Source organism: Kribbella sp. NBC_00662 (assembly GCF_041430295.1).
In the GTDB taxonomy this organism is placed as follows: domain Bacteria; phylum Actinomycetota; class Actinomycetes; order Propionibacteriales; family Kribbellaceae; genus Kribbella.
Genome location: NZ_CP109029.1, coordinates 6,024,939 through 6,043,941, shown reverse-complemented (window position 1 = coordinate 6,043,941; position 19,003 = coordinate 6,024,939). Strand labels below are relative to the sequence as shown.

The following is a 19,003-nucleotide window of genomic DNA, read 5'->3' as shown; positions in this document are numbered from 1 at the left end:
ACGGTCTCCTAGCGGTTGACGTCGGCTGTGGCCCGGTCCCGGCCGAAGACGATGCGCACCAGCTCGACCAGCCCGGCGCGGAGGCCCTCGGGGACGGTCGCCGACGGCGACGAGCCCGGATGCTGGTGCGCGATCCGGACGCGGAGAACTCGGGGCCGGATCTCGAACCGCAGCGGCGCGTCGAGGACGAGCGCCTCTCCGTCGACGCCGGCCGGCAGCGGGCGATCGGCCGCGACCTCGAACGTCGGAGCGGTCCACTCGCGCCACGGGCGCTGGACGCGGTGTTGATCGCCGTCCGCGGGTGCCCCGAGGACGGTGATACCGAGCAGGCCGTCGTCGATGCGTGGCCGGGTGCCGGATCCGACCGCACGACCGAGGCGATAGCGGTTGTTCGAGACGAGTACGGCGGCTCCCCCGCGATGATCACGACCCCCCGGGCCGGTCCAGCGCATGTCGAGGTCGCTGCCACTGTCCCCCAGCGCGTCGGGCACGGTGTCGAGGATGGTCCTGATCTTCGCCGCCCGGTAACCGGTGCGCTGGACCGCTTCGGCGTACAGGCCCAGCGAGACGTTGTTGACGAACACCCGGCCGTTGACCTCGGCCAGGTCCACCCGCCGCTCGCCGCCGTCGACGAAGGCGTCCAGGGCACCGACCACGTCGTCACGGTCCACCCCGAGATCGAGCGCGAAGTGATTACGGGTGCCGGCCGGAATGCAGGCGTACGGCAGCGAGAACTCGGCGGCGACCGCGGCGACGATCGCCTGCGAGCCGTCTCCACCGGCCATCGCGAGCCCGTCGGCGCCTCGCGCCACCGCTCCGCGGACGAGGGTCTCGAGATCGTCACCGAGCTTCAGCTCGATCGGCTCGATCCCGCGATCGCGCGCTTCCTTGGCGACGGCGAACCGTTCGGCCTTTCCGCCGCCGGACTTCGGGTTGAAGAACAACACCGGATGCTGCGGGGCCGCCGCCCGCGGCAGCTCCACCCGGGACGAGAAGCTGGCCCGCGTCGCCGCCAGAGTGATCAGGAGACCCAGCAGGACCAGGAGGTCGACGCCGAACTTGCCGCCCGCGACGATGAAGATCACCGCTCCGGCGAGCGCCAGACCGGCTACGTAGAACCCGGCCAGACGCGCTATCCCTCGCCGCAACACGCCGTACCACCCCGCGACGGCCGCGATCACCACACAGCCGATGACACCGAGCCCCCGCGGAAACTGATCGACAGCTACCACCACGCCGAGCACGAGCGTCGCCGCCCCCACCACCAGCGCCACAACCGCCGCAATCCGCCGCCTCATGGAACCCATCCTGTGCGGCCTCCACTGCCGCCACATCCCACAGCCGGGATGAGGTGCTCACCCCGCACGGACTGTCACCGTGCAGACAGTCCGGTTCACGACGGAGGCATCGGTGACAGAGGCCACGTTCGCAGTGCTCGCGTTGCTCGTCCTTGCGTGGGCAGTCACCTCGGGCATCCTGGCGAGGGTGAACATCACCGGTCCGTTGGTCTTCACCGCTGCCGGTTTCGTTCTGGGAAACCCTGACTGGGGTCCGCTGACAGTGGATGTCGACGCACCGTCCATCCACCTCCTGGCGGAGCTGACCCTCGCACTGTTGCTGTTCGCGGACGCCTCCAGAGTCAATCTGTCCAGGCTCGAACGAGACATCGCGCTGCCCGGCCGCCTACTGGGCATCGGGCTTCCGCTCTCCGTCGTCGCGGGCTCGCTCCTCGCGGCCTGGCTCTTCGACGATTTCACCTGGGCACTCGCCGGCTTCGTCGGCGCCACGCTGGCTCCCACCGACGCCGCGCTCAGCGCGCAGGTCGTGAACGACCAACGGATCCCGATGCGGCTGCGTCGCGCACTCAACGTGGAGAGTGGACTGAACGACGGCATCGTGACCCCGGTCGTCACCTTCACCCTCGCCGTCGCCGCGAGCCAACTCGGCACCGCACACGAGAGCGAAGCCGCCACGGACGGAGGCGGCGCGCTCCTCGAGCTCGCGGTCGGCCTCCTCGCCGGCCTGGTGGTCGGGCTGGGAAGCGGCAAGCTCCTGACCTACAGTTCCCGCCGCGACTGGATCACCTCCGGCGCGGGACGGCTCGGCACGTTCGCTGCGGCGCTCAGCAGCTTCGCGATCGCGATCGCCTTCGGCGGCAACGGGTTCATCGCCGCGTTCGTGGCCGGCATCGCCTTCCGGGCAGGGCTGGACGAGGAGGTCATCGACGCGGACACCTCGATCGAGTTGCCGGAACTCGTCGGCGAGATCCTGGCGTTCGCGGTCTGGTTCCTGTTCGGCGCCGCGATGGTGCCCATCTTCGTGCACAACTTCGACGTACCGCTCCTCGTGTACGCCGTACTCAGCCTGACTGTGGTGCGCATCCTTCCCGTCGCCCTGGCGCTGCTCGGGAAGGGACTGGACGGCCGGACCGTCGCCTTCGTCGGATGGTTCGGCCCGCGCGGTCTCGCATCTGTCGTGTTCGCGTTGCTGGCGATTGAACAGCTCGGCGAGAGCGAGTTGGTGGAGCGGGCCGTTGCCGCAGTGTCGCTCACCGTCCTGCTGAGCGTCGTACTGCACGGGATCTCGGCCGGTCCGCTCGGAAGCCGTTACGTCCGGTCGGAACAAGCGGAGGACGACTCGAGTCCCGTCCCCCGCTCACGACGATCCCCACATCATCACCGAGCGCCCGCAGTGCCCCGCGGGAGCGACCAGCCCTGATCTCGGTCAAGCCATCGGAGTCGTCCGCCGCTCCGCGGCCGGGACTCCGTCGTCGTGGCCGTTCCAGGCCGGTTCGTCACCTCGACCGAGCTGCTCGCGTACGCCGGACCACCGGACGGTGAGCGCGAACAGGATGATGACGTCCAGCGCGATCATCAGACATGCCCACACCGGGTAGGCGCCGAGCCAGAAGATCTGGATCACCGCATGCAGGCTGACGACCACGATGCCCGTGATCCTGGCCCACGTCTGCGCCGCGAGCAGGCCGGCGCCGACAGCCATCAGCAGTAGACCGGAGATCAGCAGCGTCCATCCCCAGGCGGTCACGTCCACGACGAAGAGATGATTCCGCGTCACCACCAGGCGCTCGTCGGAGAACAGCGCGAACAGTCCCTGGAAGACGTTGACCAAGCCGACCACCCCGAGCAGCGAACCGGCGAACACCACGACGCCGGTCATGACCGTCCCACCTTTCTTCGCCGTCATCTCGCTATCTCCTCTCCCTACGTCGGCCGGCCGCCGGAGTCGGCGGCGGCTCGTAACTGGATGTTCACTCCGGCCGCCCGGTGACCGCCTCACCCCACGCGGATGAAGCCCGGCTACTCGCTGTCGCCGAAGGTCCTGGCCCGTCGGCTCATCCGTGTGGGATGAGGTTCGGCCGGCCCGCGGCGGAGACGATCGAGCCCTGGCCGACCGGCGAGGAGGCGCGGACGTGACGGCAGCAGGCGGGTACGGATGAACCTCGTCTGGGCCGCGCTGATCACGATCTTCGCGACCGCGCTCACCGTCACGGCGATGCTCCGCGTGCGCAAGCGGGCGCCGGAGGGAAGCTACTTCAGCGACGGTGACCGCGCCTCAGGCGTCTTCGGTGTGCTGGCCACCGGGTTCTCCGTACTGCTCGGTTTCATCATCTTCTTGTCGTTCACGTCGTACGACCAGTCGCGTGCCGGTGCCGAGTCCGAGGCGACGATCGTTGCGCAGCAGGTCCAGACGGCCCAGTTCCTGCCCGGCGACGCGAAGGCCGAGCTGACCGGCGAGCTGCTCTGCTACGCGCGGTCGGTGGCCGGGACGGAGTGGGACGCGGTGAATGCAGGCACGCTCGGGAACAGCGTCAACCCGTGGGGTGCGGAGATGTTCCGGACGATCTCGGCCGTCGACCCGCGGACGCCGGTCGAGCAGTCGGCGTACGACCGCTGGATGGACCAGACCGCCGAACGGGAGCAGGCGCGCATCGACAGGGTGCGCGGCGCGGAAGGCATCATCCCGACGCCTTTGTGGCTGGTGCTGGCGGTCATCTCCGTGGTCATCTTCGGGTACCTGCTGTTCTTCGCCGACCCGGCCGAGGGCGCCGTGACCCAGAGCGTCCTGATCGGCAGCGTCACGATCGTCATCACGCTGCTGCTGTTCCTGTTGGTGTTCTTCGACCATCCCCACGGCGAGGGCGTGGGCAGGCTGCAACCCACCGCCATGGTGCGAACCATCGGACTGATCGACACCCAACTCGGGGTGGTCGGCGTCACCGTGACACCTCCTTGTGACGATCATGGCAACCGGCGCTGAGGAGTCGCTCGAACGCGGCCGCAAGTGGCAGGAGGTGCTCGTCACCGTCATGCTGGTGGTCGCTGCCCTCGGCACGTCGTGGAGCAGCTACCAGGCCACCCGATGGAACGGCGAGCAGGCCAAGGCCGCCGGCCGCACGAACGCGATCAGAATCGACGCCGCCCGGGCACAAGGCCTGGCCCAGGCACAGAGCCAGGTGGACGTCGCCACGTTCATCGCCTGGGCCGACGCGGATCGCCGCGGTGAGGCTGCCGTTGCCGCCTTCTACGCCGACCGCTTCCGTCCGGAGTTCCGGCCCGCGTTCAACGCCTGGTTGGCGACCAGTCCGCTGACGAATCCGGAGGCACCGCCGACGCCCTTTGCGATGCCTGAGTACGAGCCCGCCTCACGGCAGGCGGCTGAACGGCTCGACGCGGCTGCCGCAGCCGCCTCGGCCGAGGTGCTCCGAGACCTCCAGACGGCCAGCAACTATGTGCTCACGGTCGTGCTCTATGCCGTGGTCCTGTTCTTCGCCGGCATGAGCACCAAGATCACCGGCCGCCGCTTCCGCTGGATCCTGGCCGGGATCGGCTGCCTCGTCCTCGTCACCGCGGTCGCCTGGATCGCCACCTTCCCGGTGAGCGTCGAGATCTGATGCCGGGACCGGCCTCTCAGCCGGTTGACTCAACTGGCTCGGCGCCGGGCGTCGTCGACGTACGGGAACGGGTTGCCGGACGCCCGTGCGCCGGAGGCGAGCCAGGCGGCCAGTCCCCCCGGCGATCGCCGCTGCAGCTCGTCGAGGTACTGCTGCCGCTGCTCGACGATGGACAGCCGCTCTGCCGTCGTCGGGGAGCCCTCGAGCAGGCGGAAGCTTCGGCGCCAGGCCAGGCACAACGCCTCGTCGTCGAGCGAACTGAGCTCTCGCGCCGTGACGGCCGGTGGACCGCCGGCGACCGACGCCGCGGTGTCGCGAGGTGTCCGTTCCTCCGGCCGTACGACGGGTGGATCCCCTTGGACGTGCCGACGCGCCCGGACGAGCGAGGTGAGAGCCGGCGTGGTCGCTACCAGTACCAGCACGACCAGGACGCCCGCGAGTTTGCAGACCACGATCAGCCCCACGGCGGCCGGCGTGATCAGCCCGGCGCCGAACGTGACCCGAACGATCCGGCGCGTCCCGCTCCATCCGTTCCCTGCCCAGACCGACGAGGCAATGACGGCTGTCGCAGTCGCGACACAGACCGCACCGATGATGACCGATCCCAGCCCCCAGGTGATGACCGCGAAGAAGAGCCCGACCATCGTGGCCAGGTAGACACACCACGACCTGAAACCCCGGCCGTTGTGTACGCCGTCGCGGGAAGACCACATCATGTCGCTCACGTTCAGTCCCTGCCCCCGGTTCCTCGAACTCGGGTTCCGTCACCGAGCTCCGCTACAACCCCAGCTTGCGCCGGGCGCGCCGGTCGTCGCCTCCTCCGTCCGGGGTGAATCCGGCTTCACGTCACCTCGGTTCGCACCGGGTTCATTCAACGTGGATGATGCCTCGGCCCGGCCGCAGGCGCAGGGTGGGCTGCAGCGGCCGGACTCGCCGTCGCAGCAGACTTCTGAGGAGAAGCCATGTCGGACCTCGCCACATCGGAAACCCCCGTTCTCGACCTCCTGGAGCGCATGACCGTCGATTCCGTGGCCACGTCGACCCTCGACGCGCGATCCATCGCGCTCGTCCGGTTGGCCGCCCTGGTGGCCAGCGACGCGCCTGCTGTGTCCTACGCCCTGAACCTGGCCGTCGATGCCGAGATCGGGCTGGACGCCGACGACGTTCGCGGCGTGCTCGCGGCGATCGCGCCCATTGCCGGAAGCTCGCGGGTCGCCGCTGCGACCGGCCGGATCGCGATGGCACTCGAAGTCGCCATCGAGGTTGCTTCAGCAGGTGTGGACGACGAACCGTCCGCGATGAACTAACGCAGCGCGAGGAGAAGGGTGGCCGATCATGCCGACGAGAGTTGAGCATCCGAGTCTGGACGAGCGCACCGCACGCGGCCTGGAGGCTCGCTCCCGGGCGATGCCGGACAGTCACGCCGGGTGGCAGCCGTCCGCGGACCGACCGGACCCGGTCGCGCTCATCGAGGAGCAGAACCTCCGGCGGGACCCCGACCTGGTTCCGATCCGGCACGGCCGGATGATGGCCTCGCCGTTCACGTTCTACCGCGGCGCCGCCAAGATCATGGCCGTCGACCTTGCCGAGACGCCCACGGCAGGTCTCCAGGTCCAGCTGTGTGGGGACGCCCACCTGTCGAACTTCGGCGCCTTCGCATCGCCGGAGCGGAATCTGCTCTTCGACATCAACGACTTCGACGAGACCCTGCCAGGTCCGTTCGAGTACGACGTCAAGCGGCTGGCCGCAAGTCTCATGGTCGCCGCGCAGAACAACGGCTGCTCGGACCCGGACGCGCGGGCGATCACGAAGGGCTGCGTCACCTCGTACCGGGAGTCGATGGCCCAGTTCGCCACCATGAAGACTCTCGACGTGTGGTACGCCCACCTCGCAGAGGACCAGATCCAGCAATCGGTGACCGCGTTCCTGTCCGGCGCCGACAGCAAGCGCAAGGGATCCAAGAAGGGCAAGAAGAAGGACACCGGCGAGCAGGACGTTGTCAGCGCAATGACGTCGAAGGAGGCGAAACAGGCCCAGAAGCGCTTCCTGAAGAACGCCCAGAAGACGCACTCCCGCACCAGCGATCAGGCCCTGTCCAAACTCGGCGAAGAGGTTGACGGCCGCTACCGCATCGTCAGTGTCCCGCCGGTGATCATCCCCGTGCGCGACCTGCACACGTCGTACGGCGTGGAGCCCGCGGAACTGGAGCAGGTCGTCTTCCGGCTGTTCCGGGACTATCGGTCCACTCTCCGGCTCGACCTCCGGCAGCTGCTGGAGCGCTACGAGATCATCGACTGGGCGCGAAAGGTGGTCGGCGTCGGTAGCGTCGGCACTCGGGCGTTCGTCGTACTCCTGCAGGGCCGTGATCAGGACGACCCGCTGTTCCTGCAGGTCAAGGAAGCCACCAGGTCGGTGCTCGAAGGACCGTTGCGCAAGAGCGCGTTCAAGCAACCGGGCGAGCGGGTGGTCCAGGGCCAGCGACTGATGCAGGCCAGCAGCGACATCTTCCTGGGCTGGTCCAAAGGTGTTCAGGCCGACCGCTACTTCTACTGGCGCCAGCTGCGCGACATGAAGGGCTCGGCGCTGGTGGAGTTGATGGCGCCGGCGACGCTGGCCTTCTACGGCCGCACCTGCGGCTGGACGCTCGCCCGTGCCCACGCACGATCCGGCGATCCGGTGTCGATCTCGGCGTACCTCGGCGACGACGACGCCTTCGACAAGTCGATCACCGACTTCTCCGAACGCTACGCGGCCCAGAACGACCAGGACTTCGCCGACTTCGCCAAAGCCATCGCGTCGAACCGGATCGAGGCCATCCAGGACGTCTGACCATCACCCGCAGCATGACCTTCGTCCCCGAGCCTCTGCGTGGATACCGCCGAGCCTGGCTGGCGCGCGACATCCTGGCCGGTCTGACGTTGTCGGCGGTGGCGATCCCCGAGGTGATGGGCTACACGTCCATCGCCGGTACGCCGATCGTGACCGGGCTCTACACCATCATCTTCCCCACTGTGATCTTCGCCCTGCTGGGTTCTTCGCGGCTGCTCGTCGTGGGCGCGGACTCGGCCACCGCCGCGGTCCTCGCCGCGGGTCTGACCGGTCTCGGCATCGCCGGAGTCACGCCCGGATCACCCGACTGGCTTGCCTTCGCCGGCCTCACCGCGCTGGTCTGCGGCGTTCTGCTGGTCGTGGCACGGCTGCTGCGGCTCGGCTTCATCGGAGACTTCCTGAGTGCGTCGGTCCTGATCGGGTTCCTCACCGGCGTCGGGATCCAGGTCCTGTCAGGGCAGATCCCGGACCTGCTCGGCATCCCGAAGGGCAAGGGCGGCTGGTTCGAACAGCAGTGGCACTGGATCACCTCGCTGTCCTCGATCAGTCTCGGCACGTTCGCGTTCGGGCTGGCCACGATCGTGACCATTCAATTCTTCAGACGTTTCATCCCGGTTGTGCCGGGTGCCATCGTCGCCGTCGCGCTGCTGACCGCGATCTCGGCACTGACTGACGCCGGCGCGCACGGCATCGCGGTGGTGGGTGCCGTGAAGGGCGGTTTCCCGCCGATCGGCCTGCCGTCGGGAATCTCCTGGTCGGACGTGCCCAAGGTGCTGCCGACCGCGCTGTCCTGCTTCGTGCTGATCGTCGCGCAGAGCGCCGCGACATCCCGCAGCTTCGCGTTCAAACACGGAGACGCCGTCGACATCAACCGCGATCTCGTGGGGCTCAGCGGCGCCAGCCTGGCCGCCGGCCTCAGCGGCACCTTCGTTGTCAACGGCAGCCCGACCAAGACGCAGATCCTCGACGGGCAGAGAGGGCGCACCCAGCTCGCCAACATCACGATGGCGGCGGTCGCGCTGCTGTTCACGCTGTTCTTCACCGAGGTGCTGGCGGACATGCCCACGGCGGTGCTCGCCGGGATCGTCTTCCTGATCGGCGTCAGCTTGATCGACGTGCCCGGCCTCCGGCGGCTGTGGCGGCGACGCAGGAACGAGTTCGTGGTGGCTCTCATCACGACGGTCACCGTCTTCGCCGTCGGCGTCGAGCAGGGAATCATCCTGGCCATCGCACTCTCGCTCCTCGATCTGGTTCGGCGGCAGTACAAACCCGGCGACTTCGTCATCGGTCAGAACCAGGCCGGCGAGCCGACCTATCTGCCGGCCGTACCAGGCGCGCAGAGCCTGCCGGGGCTGGTGGTCTTCCGCTACGACGCGGAGCTCTTCTACGCCAACGCCAACCGCTTCGCCGACCACCTCGAGTCGATCATCTCCGGCGCTCCCGATCCGGTCCGCTGGGTGGCGCTCGACTGCGGCGCGATCGATGACATCGATTACTCCGCAGGCGTCACCCTGGCCAACCTCGTCAACTACAGCCGGGCTCGCCATGCCCGCTTCGTGCTCGTCCGGCCGGATACCCGACTGCTCGCGACGCTCCGGGCGTACGGGACCCTCGACGCGATCGGCGAGGACAACGTCTTCCGCACCATTGCGGACGCTTTCGACGCCTACCGGGCCGATTCATCCCGCGCGGGTGACGACTCGGCATCAAGGCCCGACAAAGGCTGAGCTCATCATCAATCCGCGAGGAGGGGGACGTCATGCCTGCGCCGTTCCGGGGAACGATCAATGTCGATATCCGCGACTCAGTGCCGGATTGGACGCCGTTCGAGCCGCCGAAGGCACCGGAGGGTGCGCCGAATGTCGTCTACATCGTGCTGGACGATGTCGGGTTCTCGGCGATGAGCTGCTACGGCGGCCCGATCGAGACCCCTCACATCGATGCGATCGCCGCGCGCGGGGTGCGCTTCACCCAGTGGCACACGACCGCGCTGTGCTCGCCGACCCGCTCGGCGCTGCTGACCGGTCGCAACCACACGCGCAACAGCATGGCGTGCATCACCGAGGCGGCGATCGGGTTCCCGAACGCGAGCGGCACGATCCCGCCGGAGAACGGGATGCTGTCGGAGATCCTCGGCGAACGCGGCTGGAACACGTACATGGTCGGCAAGTGGCACCTGTGCCCGACCGACGAGATGAACCTCGCGTCGACCCGCCGCAACTGGCCGACCGGCCGGGGATTCCAGCGCTGGTACGGGTACCTCGGGGCCGAGACGAACCAGTGGTACCCCGACCTCGTGTACGACAACCACCCGGTCGACCAGCCGCGCTCCCCCGCGGAGGGCTACCACCTGACCGACGACATCACCGACAAGGCGATCGAGTTCGTCAAGGACGCCAAGGCGATCGCTCCGGACAAGCCGTTCCTGCTGTACTACGCACCCGGCGCCTGCCACGCGCCGCACCACGCGCCGAAGGAGTGGATCGACAAGTTCGCCGGCCGCTTCGACCAGGGCTACGAGGCGATGCGGGCGGAGACCCTCGCACGACAGAAGAAGCTCGGTCTGGTGCCGGAGGACACCGAACTGCCTCCGCTGAATCCGATCGGCACACCCCAGACCCGCAGTGGCCCGGACCACCAGCCGTTCCCGGAGCTGGACTACACCAGGCCATGGGACACGCTGAACGCCGACGAGAAGCGCCTCTTCGCCCGGATGGCCGAGGTGTACGCCGGGTTCCTCGCGCACGCCGACCACAACATCGGCCGGCTGCTCGCCTACCTGGAGCAGACCGAGCAGCTGGACAACACGCTGGTCGTCCTCGTGTCCGACAACGGTGCGAGCGGCGAAGGCGGTCCGAACGGCTCGGTCAACGAGATGAAGTTCGCCAACGGGATCGCCGACGACCTGGCCGAGAACCTCGCCAAGCTCGACGACCTCGGCGGTACGAAGACCTACAACCACTACCCGAACGGCTGGGCGATGGCCTTCAACACGCCGTTCAAGATGTGGAAGCGCTACGAGTTCAACGGCGGTACGGCGGACCCCTGCATCATCTCGTGGCCGAAGGGCGCGCGGGCGCGCGGCGAGATCCGCCACCAGTACCACCACGCGATCGACATCGTTCCGACGATCCTCGACGTTCTCGGCGTCGAGGCCCCCGAGGCGATCAAGGGACACACCCAGAGCGCCTTCGACGGGATCAGCATGCGCGGCAGTGTCAACGACGCGACCGCTGACTCCGGCCGGCGGACGCAGTTCTACTCGATGCTGGGATCCCGCTCGATCTACCACGAGGGCTGGAAGGCCGTCACCACTCACCCGACCGTGTCCGGCTGGTCCAACTTCAATGCCGACGAATGGGAGCTCTACCACGTCGACGTCGATCGGTCCGAGATCACGAACCTCGCAGCCGAGCAGCCGGAGAAGCTGCGCGAACTGGTGAACATCTGGTTCGCCGAGGCCGGCGCGAACAACGCCTTCCCGCTCGACGATCGCTCGGCGCTGGAGATCCTCACCACCCCCCGGCCCCAGCTGAGCGCTGCGAAGGACCGCTATGTCTACTACCCGGGCACTGCCCCGGTGCCGGAGTGGCAGGCGGTCAACACCCGTAACCGCTCCTTCTCCATCGGCGCGCTCGTCGACATCCCGGCCCCGGGAGCCGAAGGTGTGCTGTTCGCGATGGGTGCCCGGTTCGGTGGCCACGCGCTGTACGTGAAGGACAACCGGCTGCACTACGTGAACAGCTTCGTCGGCGCGATCGAGCAGCAGATCGTCGGGACGAAGGACATCCCGACCGGCGAGAACGTTCTCCTGTCGGCCTCGTTCGAGAAGCAAGGGATGAACCCCGACGCCGCAACCGGAACGCTCTCGCTCTACCACGGCGACGAGAAGGTCGGTGAGGGACACATCAAGACCCAGCTCGGAGCCTTCGCCATCGCAGGATCAGGCCTGTACATCGGCAGGCACAACGGCGAACCGATCACCGACGACTACCCGGGTGCGCCTCCGCATGTCTTCACCGGCGGCACGATCAACCGGGTGGCGGTCGACGTCAGCGGCGAGCCGTACCTGGACCTCGAGCGCGAGGCTGCCCTGATGCTGATGCGCGAGTAGCCATTCTGTCGTCCTGGCGGGACGCGCCCACGCGACAGGCGATCGTGGACTACGTCGACCGGGCCGTGGAGGAGGGCGGGACGCAGTACGTCCCGCCCTCCGAGCGGATCGCGGTGTTCGACGACCGACGGTCCGATGAAACCTGTTCCCCGCGGCCCGGACTTCGACTGCTGGACCGTGGTGCAGCATCAAGAACAACTGGACGACAGTCCTCTCCGACAGGACCTGACCCTCAGACCATCGGTGGTATGCGCTGCTCGGCGGCAGCTGCTCGGGCTTTCTGGTGGTCGGCCCACGGCTCCCGGTCTCCGCCGATCCGGCCGCGTACGTCGGACCACTTGGCCGTGAGCGCGAACAGGACGAGCACGTCGAGCGCGATCATCAGCAACGCCCACACCGGGTACGAGCCGAGCCACGCGACCTGGGTCAGGAGGTGGAGGCAGACGACCACGATGCCCGCGACCCTGGCCCACGTCTGCATCAGCAGCAGGCCGCCGCCGACGACGAACAGGAGCAGCCCGGAGATGATGAGCGTCCAGCCCCAGGCGGTCACGTCGACGATGACGAGGTGCTCCGGGAGCAGCACCAACCGGTCGTCGGCGAACAGGGCGAGGAAGCCCTGGAAGATGTTGATCAAGCCGACGATCATGAGCATCGTGCCGGCGTACACGACGAAGCCGGCCATGGCCGCCCCGTGAGCCTTCGCTGCCATCGTGACCTCTCCTCCCACTCCGGCCGCCGCCGAATCTGCGGCGGATCCTGCCTGCATGCTGGCTTGTGTCAGCCCAGCCGTGCCTCACCCCGCAGGGATGAACCCGGGCGGTCGAGCTGGGCGTCCAGGGTCATCGCCGCGTCGATCAGAGCGAGATGGGTGAAGGCCTGCGGGAAGTTGCCGATCTGCTCGCCGGTCAGGGCGATCTCCTCGGAGTACAGGCCGAGGTGGTTGGCGTAGGTGAGCATCTTCTCGAAGGTGAGCCGGGCCTCTTCGATCCGGCCGGCCTTGCCGAGCGCGTCGACGTACATGAACGTGCACAGCGAGAAGGTGCCCTCGGAGCCGCGGAGTCCGTCCGGTGAGGCCTCGGGGTTGTAGCGGTAGACCAGGCTGTCGGTGACCAGCTCGGAGTCCATCGCCCGCAGCGTCGAGAGCCACATCGGGTCCTCGGGGGCGACGAAGTCGACCGTCGGCATCCGCAAAAGAGACGAGTCGAGCACCTTGCCGCCGTACTGCTGCACGAAGGCGCGGCGTTCCGGATCCCATCCGCGTGCCATCACCTGGTCGTAGATCGCGTCCCGCGCCTGGATCCATCGGTCCAGCGGGGCCGGCCGCGACCGCTTGGTGGCGAGCTGGATCGCCCGGTCGAAGGCGGTCCAGCACATGACCCGGCCGTAGGTGAAGTCCTTCCGGCCGCCTCTGGTCTCCCAGATGCCTTCCTCGGGCTGGTCCCAGTTGTCGATCAGCCAGTCGAGCAGATCCCTGACCGCGAACCAGCCCTTGTGGCCGACGGTGAGGCCGCGCTGGTCGCCGAGGTACAGGCTGTCCAGCGCCTCGCCGTAGATGTCCAGCTGGAGTTGCCCGGCGGCGCCGTTGCCGATGTGCACCGGCCGGGACCCGCGGTAGCCCTCCCAGTGATCCAGTTGCTCTTCGGCGAGATCGGAGGAGCCGTCGACGCGGTACATGATGTTCAGCGGTCCGGTCGCCCCGCCCGCCTTCTCCTGCACGCGATCCCGCATCCAGCTCGCGAACGCGGAAGCCTCCTGCGTGAAGCCCAACCGAAGGAGGGCGTGGATGGAGAAGGACGCGTCGCGGATCCAGGTGTAGCGGTAGTCCCAGTTCCGTTCACCGCCGATCTGCTCCGGCAGCGCGGCCGTGGGCGCGGCCACCAGGCCGCCGGTCGGTGCGTACGTCATCAGCTTCAGCGTGATCGCCGAGCGTTCGATCATCTCGCGCCAGCGACCTGTGTAGGTGGACTGCGCCAGCCAGGTCCGCCAGAACTTGGCGGTCTCGTCGAGCAGGTGTTGTGCCTCGGCGACCCGGATCTCCCGTGGCGGCCCGTCGGCCGCCGTCTCGAGCATCAGGCCGCGCAGCTGTCCGGCCTCCAAGGTGAAGGAAACCTGTACGTCGCCGGCGTCGTCCACACGCGGCTGGACGAGGTGCTCGTCGTCGGGCTCCCGTACGACGTGGAAGGTCAACGTCAGCCCGTCGCCGGTGCACACACCCCCGTGTTCGGTCATGTGCCACTGATGGGGTTTGCGGCCGTAGTCGAACCGCGGCGCGATGTCGAGGTCGAACGTCATCCGGCCGCGGACACAGCGAAGCAGCCGCACGATCCGGTGGTTGCCGGTCGCGGTCGTCTTGCTCGACACCGGCATGAAGTCGATCACCTCGCCGACGCCTGCCTCGGTCATGAAGCGGGTGATGAGGATCGCCGTACCCGGGAAGTAGAGCTGCTTGGTGTCGACCGTCCCGGCCGCCGGCCGGATCCGGAAGTGACCACCTCGCTCGTGGTCCAGCAACGCCCCGAAGACGCTCGGCGAGTCGAAGCGTGGCGTACAGAACCAGTCGACCGACCCGTCCGTGCTGACGAGCGCCGCAGTCTGCAGATCCCCGATCAGGCCGTGGTTCGCGATCGACGGGTAGTCCTTCATGGCTGCTCCTTCCGCCTCAGCCACCCTCCCGCCGCCCCCGCCACGAAACCTCACCCCAGGCGGACTAACTCAGAACCCTCAGCGTCAGTTCTGGTATGCCTCGAGCAGGCGGAGCCAGGTTTCGCTGATCGTCGGGAACGACGGTACGGCGTGCCACAGCCGCTCGATCGGGATCTGGCCGACGATCGCGATCGTCGCCGAATGCAGCAGCTCGGTGACGCCGGCGCCGACGAACGTCACCCCGAGCAGGCATCGGGTGTCCTCGTCCACGATCATCCGGGCCTGGCCGCGGTAACCGTCCGCGTAGAGGTTCGCGCCCGCCACCTTCGCGCCGAGGTCGACATCGACGACCATGAACCGGTACCCCTCGGCCGCGGCCTCCTCGGCGGTCCGGCCGACGGCTGCGGCCTCCGGCGAGGTGAAGACGACCTGCGGTACGGCGGATCGATCGGCGCTCGCCACATGGACTCCCCATGGCGTGGCGTCATCCACCGAATTACCTGCCGCCTGGTCGAGGATGACCTGCGCGGCGATACGAGCCTGGTACTTGCCCTGGTGCGTCAGCAATGCCCGGTGGTTGACGTCGCCGAGCGCGAACAACCAGCCGTCCGCGCCGCGCACCCGGCAGGTGTCGTCCACGTCCAGCCACGATCCGGCCGGCAGATCCACGGTTTCCAGTCCGATGTCGCCGGTCAACGGCGTACGGCCGATCGCGAACAGCACCTCGTCGACCTCGTGCTTGCTGCCGTCGTCGAGCGTCACCGTCACCGGACCGTCGGCCACCGGACGCCGTAGAGACTCCAGGGTGACTTCCGTCCGCACGGTCACGCCCGCTTCGGTCAGCCCTTCGGCAACCAACTCGCCGGCGAACGGCTCCATCCGCGGCAGCAGACGCTGCTCACGATCGAACAAGGTCACCGTCGAGCCGAGTCCGTTCCAGGCAGTCGCCAGCTCGACCCCGACCGGGCCGCCGCCGACGATCGCCAGGCGGGCCGGCACATTGCTGCTGTCGGTCCCCCGGCGGTTCGTCCAAGGCCGGGCCTCCGCGATCCCCGGCACGTCCGGCATCGCGGCCAGACTGCCGGTGCAGATCGCCACCGCGTGCCGCGCGGTGAGCACCACGACCTCGTCGTCGGGGGTCGTCACGGCGACGCGGCGCGGTCCTTCGAGCCGGCCGTGACCGCGGACCAGCGTCGCGCCGATGCTCTTCACCCAGTTCGCCTGACCCGTGTCGTCGAGGCTTGTCACGTATCGATCCCGGCGGGCGAAAACGGACTCGGCGTCGATCGGCCCGGTCACCGCTTCACGGGCTCCGTCGACGTGTTGCGCCTCGGTGACCGCGACGACCGGCCGGAGCATCGCCTTGCTCGGAATGCAGGCCCAGTAGGAGCATTCGCCGCCCACGAGCTCACGTTCGACCACCGCCACGGTGAGCCCACCCGCCCGGACCTTGTCCGCGAGCGTCTGCCCGATCGGTCCGGAACCAATCACGATCACATCGAATTCACGCACGCTGCCGGCCATGGCTGCAGTCTGCTGCGCGGACGACGTACTCCGGCTCAGTAGGAACCCCCGGTCCGACCCCGGGACACACCCCGGACCGGTCAGTCAGGTGTCGGCAGCTGCACGGTCCGCAACTGACGGCGTGACGTCAGTTGCAGCTTCGCGAACACCTTGCTCAGATGCCATTCCACCGTCCGCGGGCTGAGGAACAGGCGGGCTGCGATGTCGGCATTCGACAAACCCTCCACGACCAGCCGCGCGATCTGGGTCTCCTGGTGGGTCAGGACGCGCGGGGGTTCGGGGTACGCCGTACGCACCAGCTCGCCCGTCGCTCGCAGCTCGGCCGAGGTCCGGTTCGCGAACGCTCGCATCCCCATCCCGACGAACAGCTCGTGGGCGGTCCGCAACTGATCACGCGCCTCGCCGCGCCGGCCCTGCCGGCGCAACCACTCGCCGTACAGCAGGTGGGACCGGGCGAGCTCACCGCGGATCCTGGTCGTGGCCAGCCGCGCGATGGCATCGCGATACAGCTCGTCCGCGGACTCGTCCTTCGAGACGAGCGCCCGGCACCGGGCTTCGACGCCGAGTCCCCACGCGGTGCCGGTGGCCTGGGTCGTCTCGGCCAACCGGACCAGTGCGGCCTCTGCGGCCTCGTCCTCGTCGATCCGGGTCGCTGCCTCGACGAGCTCGGCCAGAACTGCCCAGGGTTCGACTGCCATCAGCGGAGGTTGCTCAGCAGTGCGGGCGGCTGCCTCGTACGCTTCGGCGTACTGGCCGAGGCCGTTGTTGAGCACGGCCGATGCCATCCCCGCGATGATCAGCAGGAAGCCCTCGCCGCGATAACGTGCCTCCGCCTCGGCACGCTTGACCAGCTCCTGGGCCCGCTGGTCGTCGCCTTGCCACGCTGCCAGCAGTAGACCGCCGTACGGCGCTGTCGGCAGCCCGGTCGCAGCCAGCACGGTCTTCAGCTCGTCGACCAGATCCGCCGCCTCGCCGAGCTCGCCACTCAGTACCAGCCCGCCGATGCGGACGCTCAGCGCCAGCGGCAATGTCTCCACCGCGCCGAGTGCACGCGCGAGCTCCAGGTGACGGCCGTTGTCGATCGTCTGCTCGTCCCACAGGTGCCCGGCCGTGATGTGAGCCAGCCAGAACCAGCGCAGCGACTCCGGGGTGAGGTTCGCGTCCCGATAGGCCGCCAACGCCTTCCGCAGCAACGGCACAGCGGGCAGATACCCGTCGGTGAAACGAACCGCCAGGGCATCGAGCAGTACGTCGTTCGGCGCGCCGGGGAGGTCGGACGTGGGCGCGCTCTTCGCCGCATCCGCCGCGTCGCTCAGGCAGTCCCGGCCGGCGAAGTCTCCGGCGAACATCGCCGCGAGGATCGCGTCCAGGTAGGTTTCCCGCGCCAGCCGAACGTCGGTCGACGTCAACCGCTGCGCCGCCTGGAGCAGCAGCCGGGGAGCTCCGCCGTCGCGATGCAGTGTGAACGCGATCTGCGCCCGGAGCAGGTCCAATTGCGCGCCCTCCGCATCGTCGAGCGGACCCGCCTCCGCGGCCGACAACAGGCGCATGGCCTGGTCCGGCTCCCCCGCCTGGAGATGGGCGCGAGCGGCGGCGATCGCGCGATCGGTGCGCCGATCGGCATGGGCGGAGAGCTCGACGGCCCGCTCCAGGAACGCAGCCGCCGCGGCGAGACCGCCACGGGCCTGCGCACGCTCGGCCGATCGCTCGAGCTCGGTCGCGACTTCCTCGTCGGGGCCGGAGACGGCCTGCGACTGGTGCCAGGCCCGGCGGTCCGGGTCGACGGCGGGATCGGTCGCCGCCGCCAGGGCGGCATGGACCTCGCGGAGTTCGTCTTCCGGCGCGGATCGGTAGATCGCCGACCGCACCAGCGGATGGCGGAACTGGATCCTGGTTCCGAACCGGACCAGCCCGGATGCCTCCGCTCGTCTGGCGACCATGACATCGATGCCCAGGCTCGAGGCCGCGCGCCAGAGCAGGACCGGGTCACCGATGGGCTCCGCCGCCGCGAGGACAAGCAGCCGCCGGGCGTCGGGCGGAAGCTCCGCGAAACTGCGGGCGTAGGAGTCCTCGATCGAAGCCGGCACCCCGCCGCCCTGCGGCCCGAAGCCCGATGCGAGCTGCGCCGACGTCAGCCCTGACGGCAACTCGAGCAGAGCGAGCGGACTGCCGTCGGCCTCGGCGACGATCCGGTCGACGACGCGCTCGTCCATCGGGCCCGGCAGCACAGACTTCAGCAGGACGCGAGCATCGTGGTCGCCCAGCCCGTCGACCCGCAACCGCTCGATGCCGTCGAAGTCGGGCGTCAGCTGCCCGTTCCGTACGGCGAACACGACCGCGATCGGCTCGGCGACCATGCGGCGGGCGGCGAACGTCAGCGCCTGCAGCGAGGCGTGGTCCAGCCAGTGCGCGTCGTCGATCACGCAGATCAGCGGCTGATCACGCGCCACGTCCGCGAGCAGGTTGAGCGTCGCGAGGCCGACCAGGAACCGGTCCGGCGGATCGCCGAACCGCAGCCCGAAGATCGTGCCCAGGGCCTTGCGCTGCGGCTCGGCCAGCGCGTCCAGCTGGCCCAGCATCGGGCTACACAGCTGGTGCAGGCCTGCGAAGGCGAGCTCCATCTCGGACTGGATCGCGGTCATGCGGACGACCTGGCAATCCGTCGCGTGTGCGATCAGGTGGTCGAGCAGCGCCGTCTTGCCGACCCCTGCCTCGCCGGTCAGCACCAGGCTGCGGCCCTGACCCGACCGGATCGCCTCGATGAGACGACCGAGCAGCTCGGTCTCGTCGCGCCGACCCTGCAACACCAGAAAGCGCCGCCATCCACTCAATACCCCGCCCGGTCGCAGAAATTGTAGGCACGGGATGACCTGGCTGACCGCGCAGACCAGCCAGTGCGTGGTGAGGACCAGCCAGTCCGGCCAGCGTCCCAGGGATGAACCCGTGGTCGCCACGGGTCCGCGTGCCGACCGATCGGG

14 protein-coding genes are annotated in these 19,003 nt (G+C 68.6%); 7 read left to right on the top strand and 7 right to left on the bottom strand.

Annotation, left to right across the window (positions count from 1 at the left end; translation table 11 throughout):
- Window positions 1-8: 8 nt before the first annotated feature.
- Window positions 9-1,298, bottom strand: coding sequence for a diacylglycerol kinase family protein (locus OHA10_RS29945; RefSeq protein ID WP_371402094.1), 1,290 nt, complete (start codon window positions 1,296-1,298; stop codon window positions 9-11).
- A gap of 112 nt (window positions 1,299-1,410) precedes the next feature.
- Here OHA10_RS29945 and OHA10_RS29940 point away from each other — a divergent pair, with 112 nt between their 5' ends.
- Window positions 1,411-2,718: a cation:proton antiporter gene (locus tag OHA10_RS29940; protein WP_371402093.1), complete on the top strand. Its 1,308-nt coding sequence runs from the start codon at window positions 1,411-1,413 to the stop codon at window positions 2,716-2,718.
- A 6-nt stretch (window positions 2,719-2,724) separates the two neighbouring features.
- Here OHA10_RS29940 and OHA10_RS29935 read toward each other — a convergent pair whose 3' ends face one another.
- Window positions 2,725-3,204, bottom strand: a complete 480-nt coding sequence (locus OHA10_RS29935; RefSeq protein WP_371402092.1) for a hypothetical protein — start codon at window positions 3,202-3,204, stop codon at window positions 2,725-2,727.
- A 249-nt stretch (window positions 3,205-3,453) separates the two neighbouring features.
- On the opposite strand from OHA10_RS29935, the gene OHA10_RS29930 reads away from it, so the two are divergent.
- Both OHA10_RS29930 and OHA10_RS29925 read left to right on the top strand, forming a co-directional pair.
- Window positions 3,454-4,278, top strand: coding sequence for a hypothetical protein (locus OHA10_RS29930; RefSeq protein ID WP_371402091.1), 825 nt, complete (start codon window positions 3,454-3,456; stop codon window positions 4,276-4,278).
- Window positions 4,262-4,912, top strand: a complete 651-nt coding sequence (locus tag OHA10_RS29925) for a hypothetical protein (RefSeq protein WP_371402090.1) — start codon at window positions 4,262-4,264, stop codon at window positions 4,910-4,912. The genes OHA10_RS29930 and OHA10_RS29925 overlap by 17 nt, the downstream gene beginning before the upstream one ends.
- Window positions 4,913-4,941: 29 nt before the next feature.
- Here the strand turns inward: OHA10_RS29925 and OHA10_RS29920 are convergent, their stop codons facing one another.
- Window positions 4,942-5,637 carry a hypothetical protein gene (locus OHA10_RS29920; protein ID WP_371402089.1) on the bottom strand — a complete coding sequence of 232 codons (696 nt, stop codon included), beginning with the start codon at window positions 5,635-5,637 and terminating at the stop codon, window positions 4,942-4,944.
- A gap of 237 nt (window positions 5,638-5,874) precedes the next feature.
- On the opposite strand from OHA10_RS29920, the gene OHA10_RS29915 reads away from it, so the two are divergent.
- Genes OHA10_RS29915 through OHA10_RS29900 form a run of 4 tightly spaced genes read left to right on the top strand, consistent with a single transcriptional unit; the run spans window position 5,875 to window position 11,855 of the window.
- A complete protein-coding gene (locus OHA10_RS29915; protein ID WP_371402088.1) occupies window positions 5,875-6,219 on the top strand; it encodes a carboxymuconolactone decarboxylase family protein in 345 nt (114 codons plus the stop codon).
- Between the two features lie 28 nt (window positions 6,220-6,247).
- Window positions 6,248-7,741 (top strand): DUF2252 domain-containing protein, encoded by a 1,494-nt coding sequence (locus OHA10_RS29910; RefSeq protein ID WP_371402087.1) that lies wholly within the window; start codon window positions 6,248-6,250, stop codon window positions 7,739-7,741.
- Window positions 7,742-7,755: 14 nt separating this feature from the next.
- Window positions 7,756-9,468, top strand: a complete 1,713-nt coding sequence (locus OHA10_RS29905) for a SulP family inorganic anion transporter (RefSeq protein WP_371402086.1) — start codon at window positions 7,756-7,758, stop codon at window positions 9,466-9,468.
- Window positions 9,469-9,500: 32 nt separating this feature from the next.
- The gene (locus tag OHA10_RS29900) at window positions 9,501-11,855 is read left to right on the top strand and encodes an arylsulfatase (protein WP_371402085.1); all 2,355 of its coding nucleotides are present in this window, start codon (window positions 9,501-9,503) and stop codon (window positions 11,853-11,855) included.
- A gap of 232 nt (window positions 11,856-12,087) precedes the next feature.
- On the opposite strand, the gene OHA10_RS29895 is transcribed toward OHA10_RS29900, so the two are convergent.
- The 4 genes from OHA10_RS29895 to OHA10_RS29880 form a co-directional block, all read right to left on the bottom strand.
- Window positions 12,088-12,567, bottom strand: a complete 480-nt coding sequence (locus OHA10_RS29895) for a hypothetical protein (protein WP_371402084.1) — start codon at window positions 12,565-12,567, stop codon at window positions 12,088-12,090.
- Between the two features lie 68 nt (window positions 12,568-12,635).
- The gene (locus tag OHA10_RS29890) at window positions 12,636-14,501 is read right to left on the bottom strand and encodes a glycoside hydrolase family 15 protein (RefSeq protein WP_371402083.1); all 1,866 of its coding nucleotides are present in this window, start codon (window positions 14,499-14,501) and stop codon (window positions 12,636-12,638) included.
- An 84-nt stretch (window positions 14,502-14,585) separates the two neighbouring features.
- A complete protein-coding gene (locus OHA10_RS29885; protein WP_371402082.1) occupies window positions 14,586-16,025 on the bottom strand; it encodes an NAD(P)/FAD-dependent oxidoreductase in 1,440 nt (479 codons plus the stop codon).
- 80 nt (window positions 16,026-16,105) lie between these two features.
- Window positions 16,106-18,832 (bottom strand): AAA family ATPase, encoded by a 2,727-nt coding sequence (locus OHA10_RS29880; protein WP_371402081.1) that lies wholly within the window; start codon window positions 18,830-18,832, stop codon window positions 16,106-16,108.
- Window positions 18,833-19,003 lie beyond the last annotated feature (171 nt).

Bases quoted from the DNA above. Each gene is read 5' to 3' on its own strand.
- OHA10_RS29945 (WP_371402094.1), bottom strand. From the start codon at position 1,298: ATGAGGCGGCGGATTGCGGCGGTTGTGGCGCTGGTGGTGGGGGCGGCG.
- OHA10_RS29935 (WP_371402092.1), bottom strand. From the start codon at position 3,204: ATGACGGCGAAGAAAGGTGGGACGGTCATGACCGGCGTCGTGGTGTTC.
- OHA10_RS29930 (WP_371402091.1), top strand. From the start codon at position 3,454: ATGAACCTCGTCTGGGCCGCGCTGATCACGATCTTCGCGACCGCGCTC.
- OHA10_RS29925 (WP_371402090.1), top strand. From the start codon at position 4,262: ATGGCAACCGGCGCTGAGGAGTCGCTCGAACGCGGCCGCAAGTGGCAG.
- OHA10_RS29915 (WP_371402088.1), top strand. From the start codon at position 5,875: ATGTCGGACCTCGCCACATCGGAAACCCCCGTTCTCGACCTCCTGGAG.
- OHA10_RS29910 (WP_371402087.1), top strand. From the start codon at position 6,248: ATGCCGACGAGAGTTGAGCATCCGAGTCTGGACGAGCGCACCGCACGC.
- OHA10_RS29905 (WP_371402086.1), top strand. From the start codon at position 7,756: ATGACCTTCGTCCCCGAGCCTCTGCGTGGATACCGCCGAGCCTGGCTG.
- OHA10_RS29900 (WP_371402085.1), top strand. From the start codon at position 9,501: ATGCCTGCGCCGTTCCGGGGAACGATCAATGTCGATATCCGCGACTCA.
- OHA10_RS29895 (WP_371402084.1), bottom strand. From the start codon at position 12,567: ATGGCAGCGAAGGCTCACGGGGCGGCCATGGCCGGCTTCGTCGTGTAC.
- OHA10_RS29890 (WP_371402083.1), bottom strand. From the start codon at position 14,501: ATGAAGGACTACCCGTCGATCGCGAACCACGGCCTGATCGGGGATCTG.
- OHA10_RS29885 (WP_371402082.1), bottom strand. From the start codon at position 16,025: ATGGCCGGCAGCGTGCGTGAATTCGATGTGATCGTGATTGGTTCCGGA.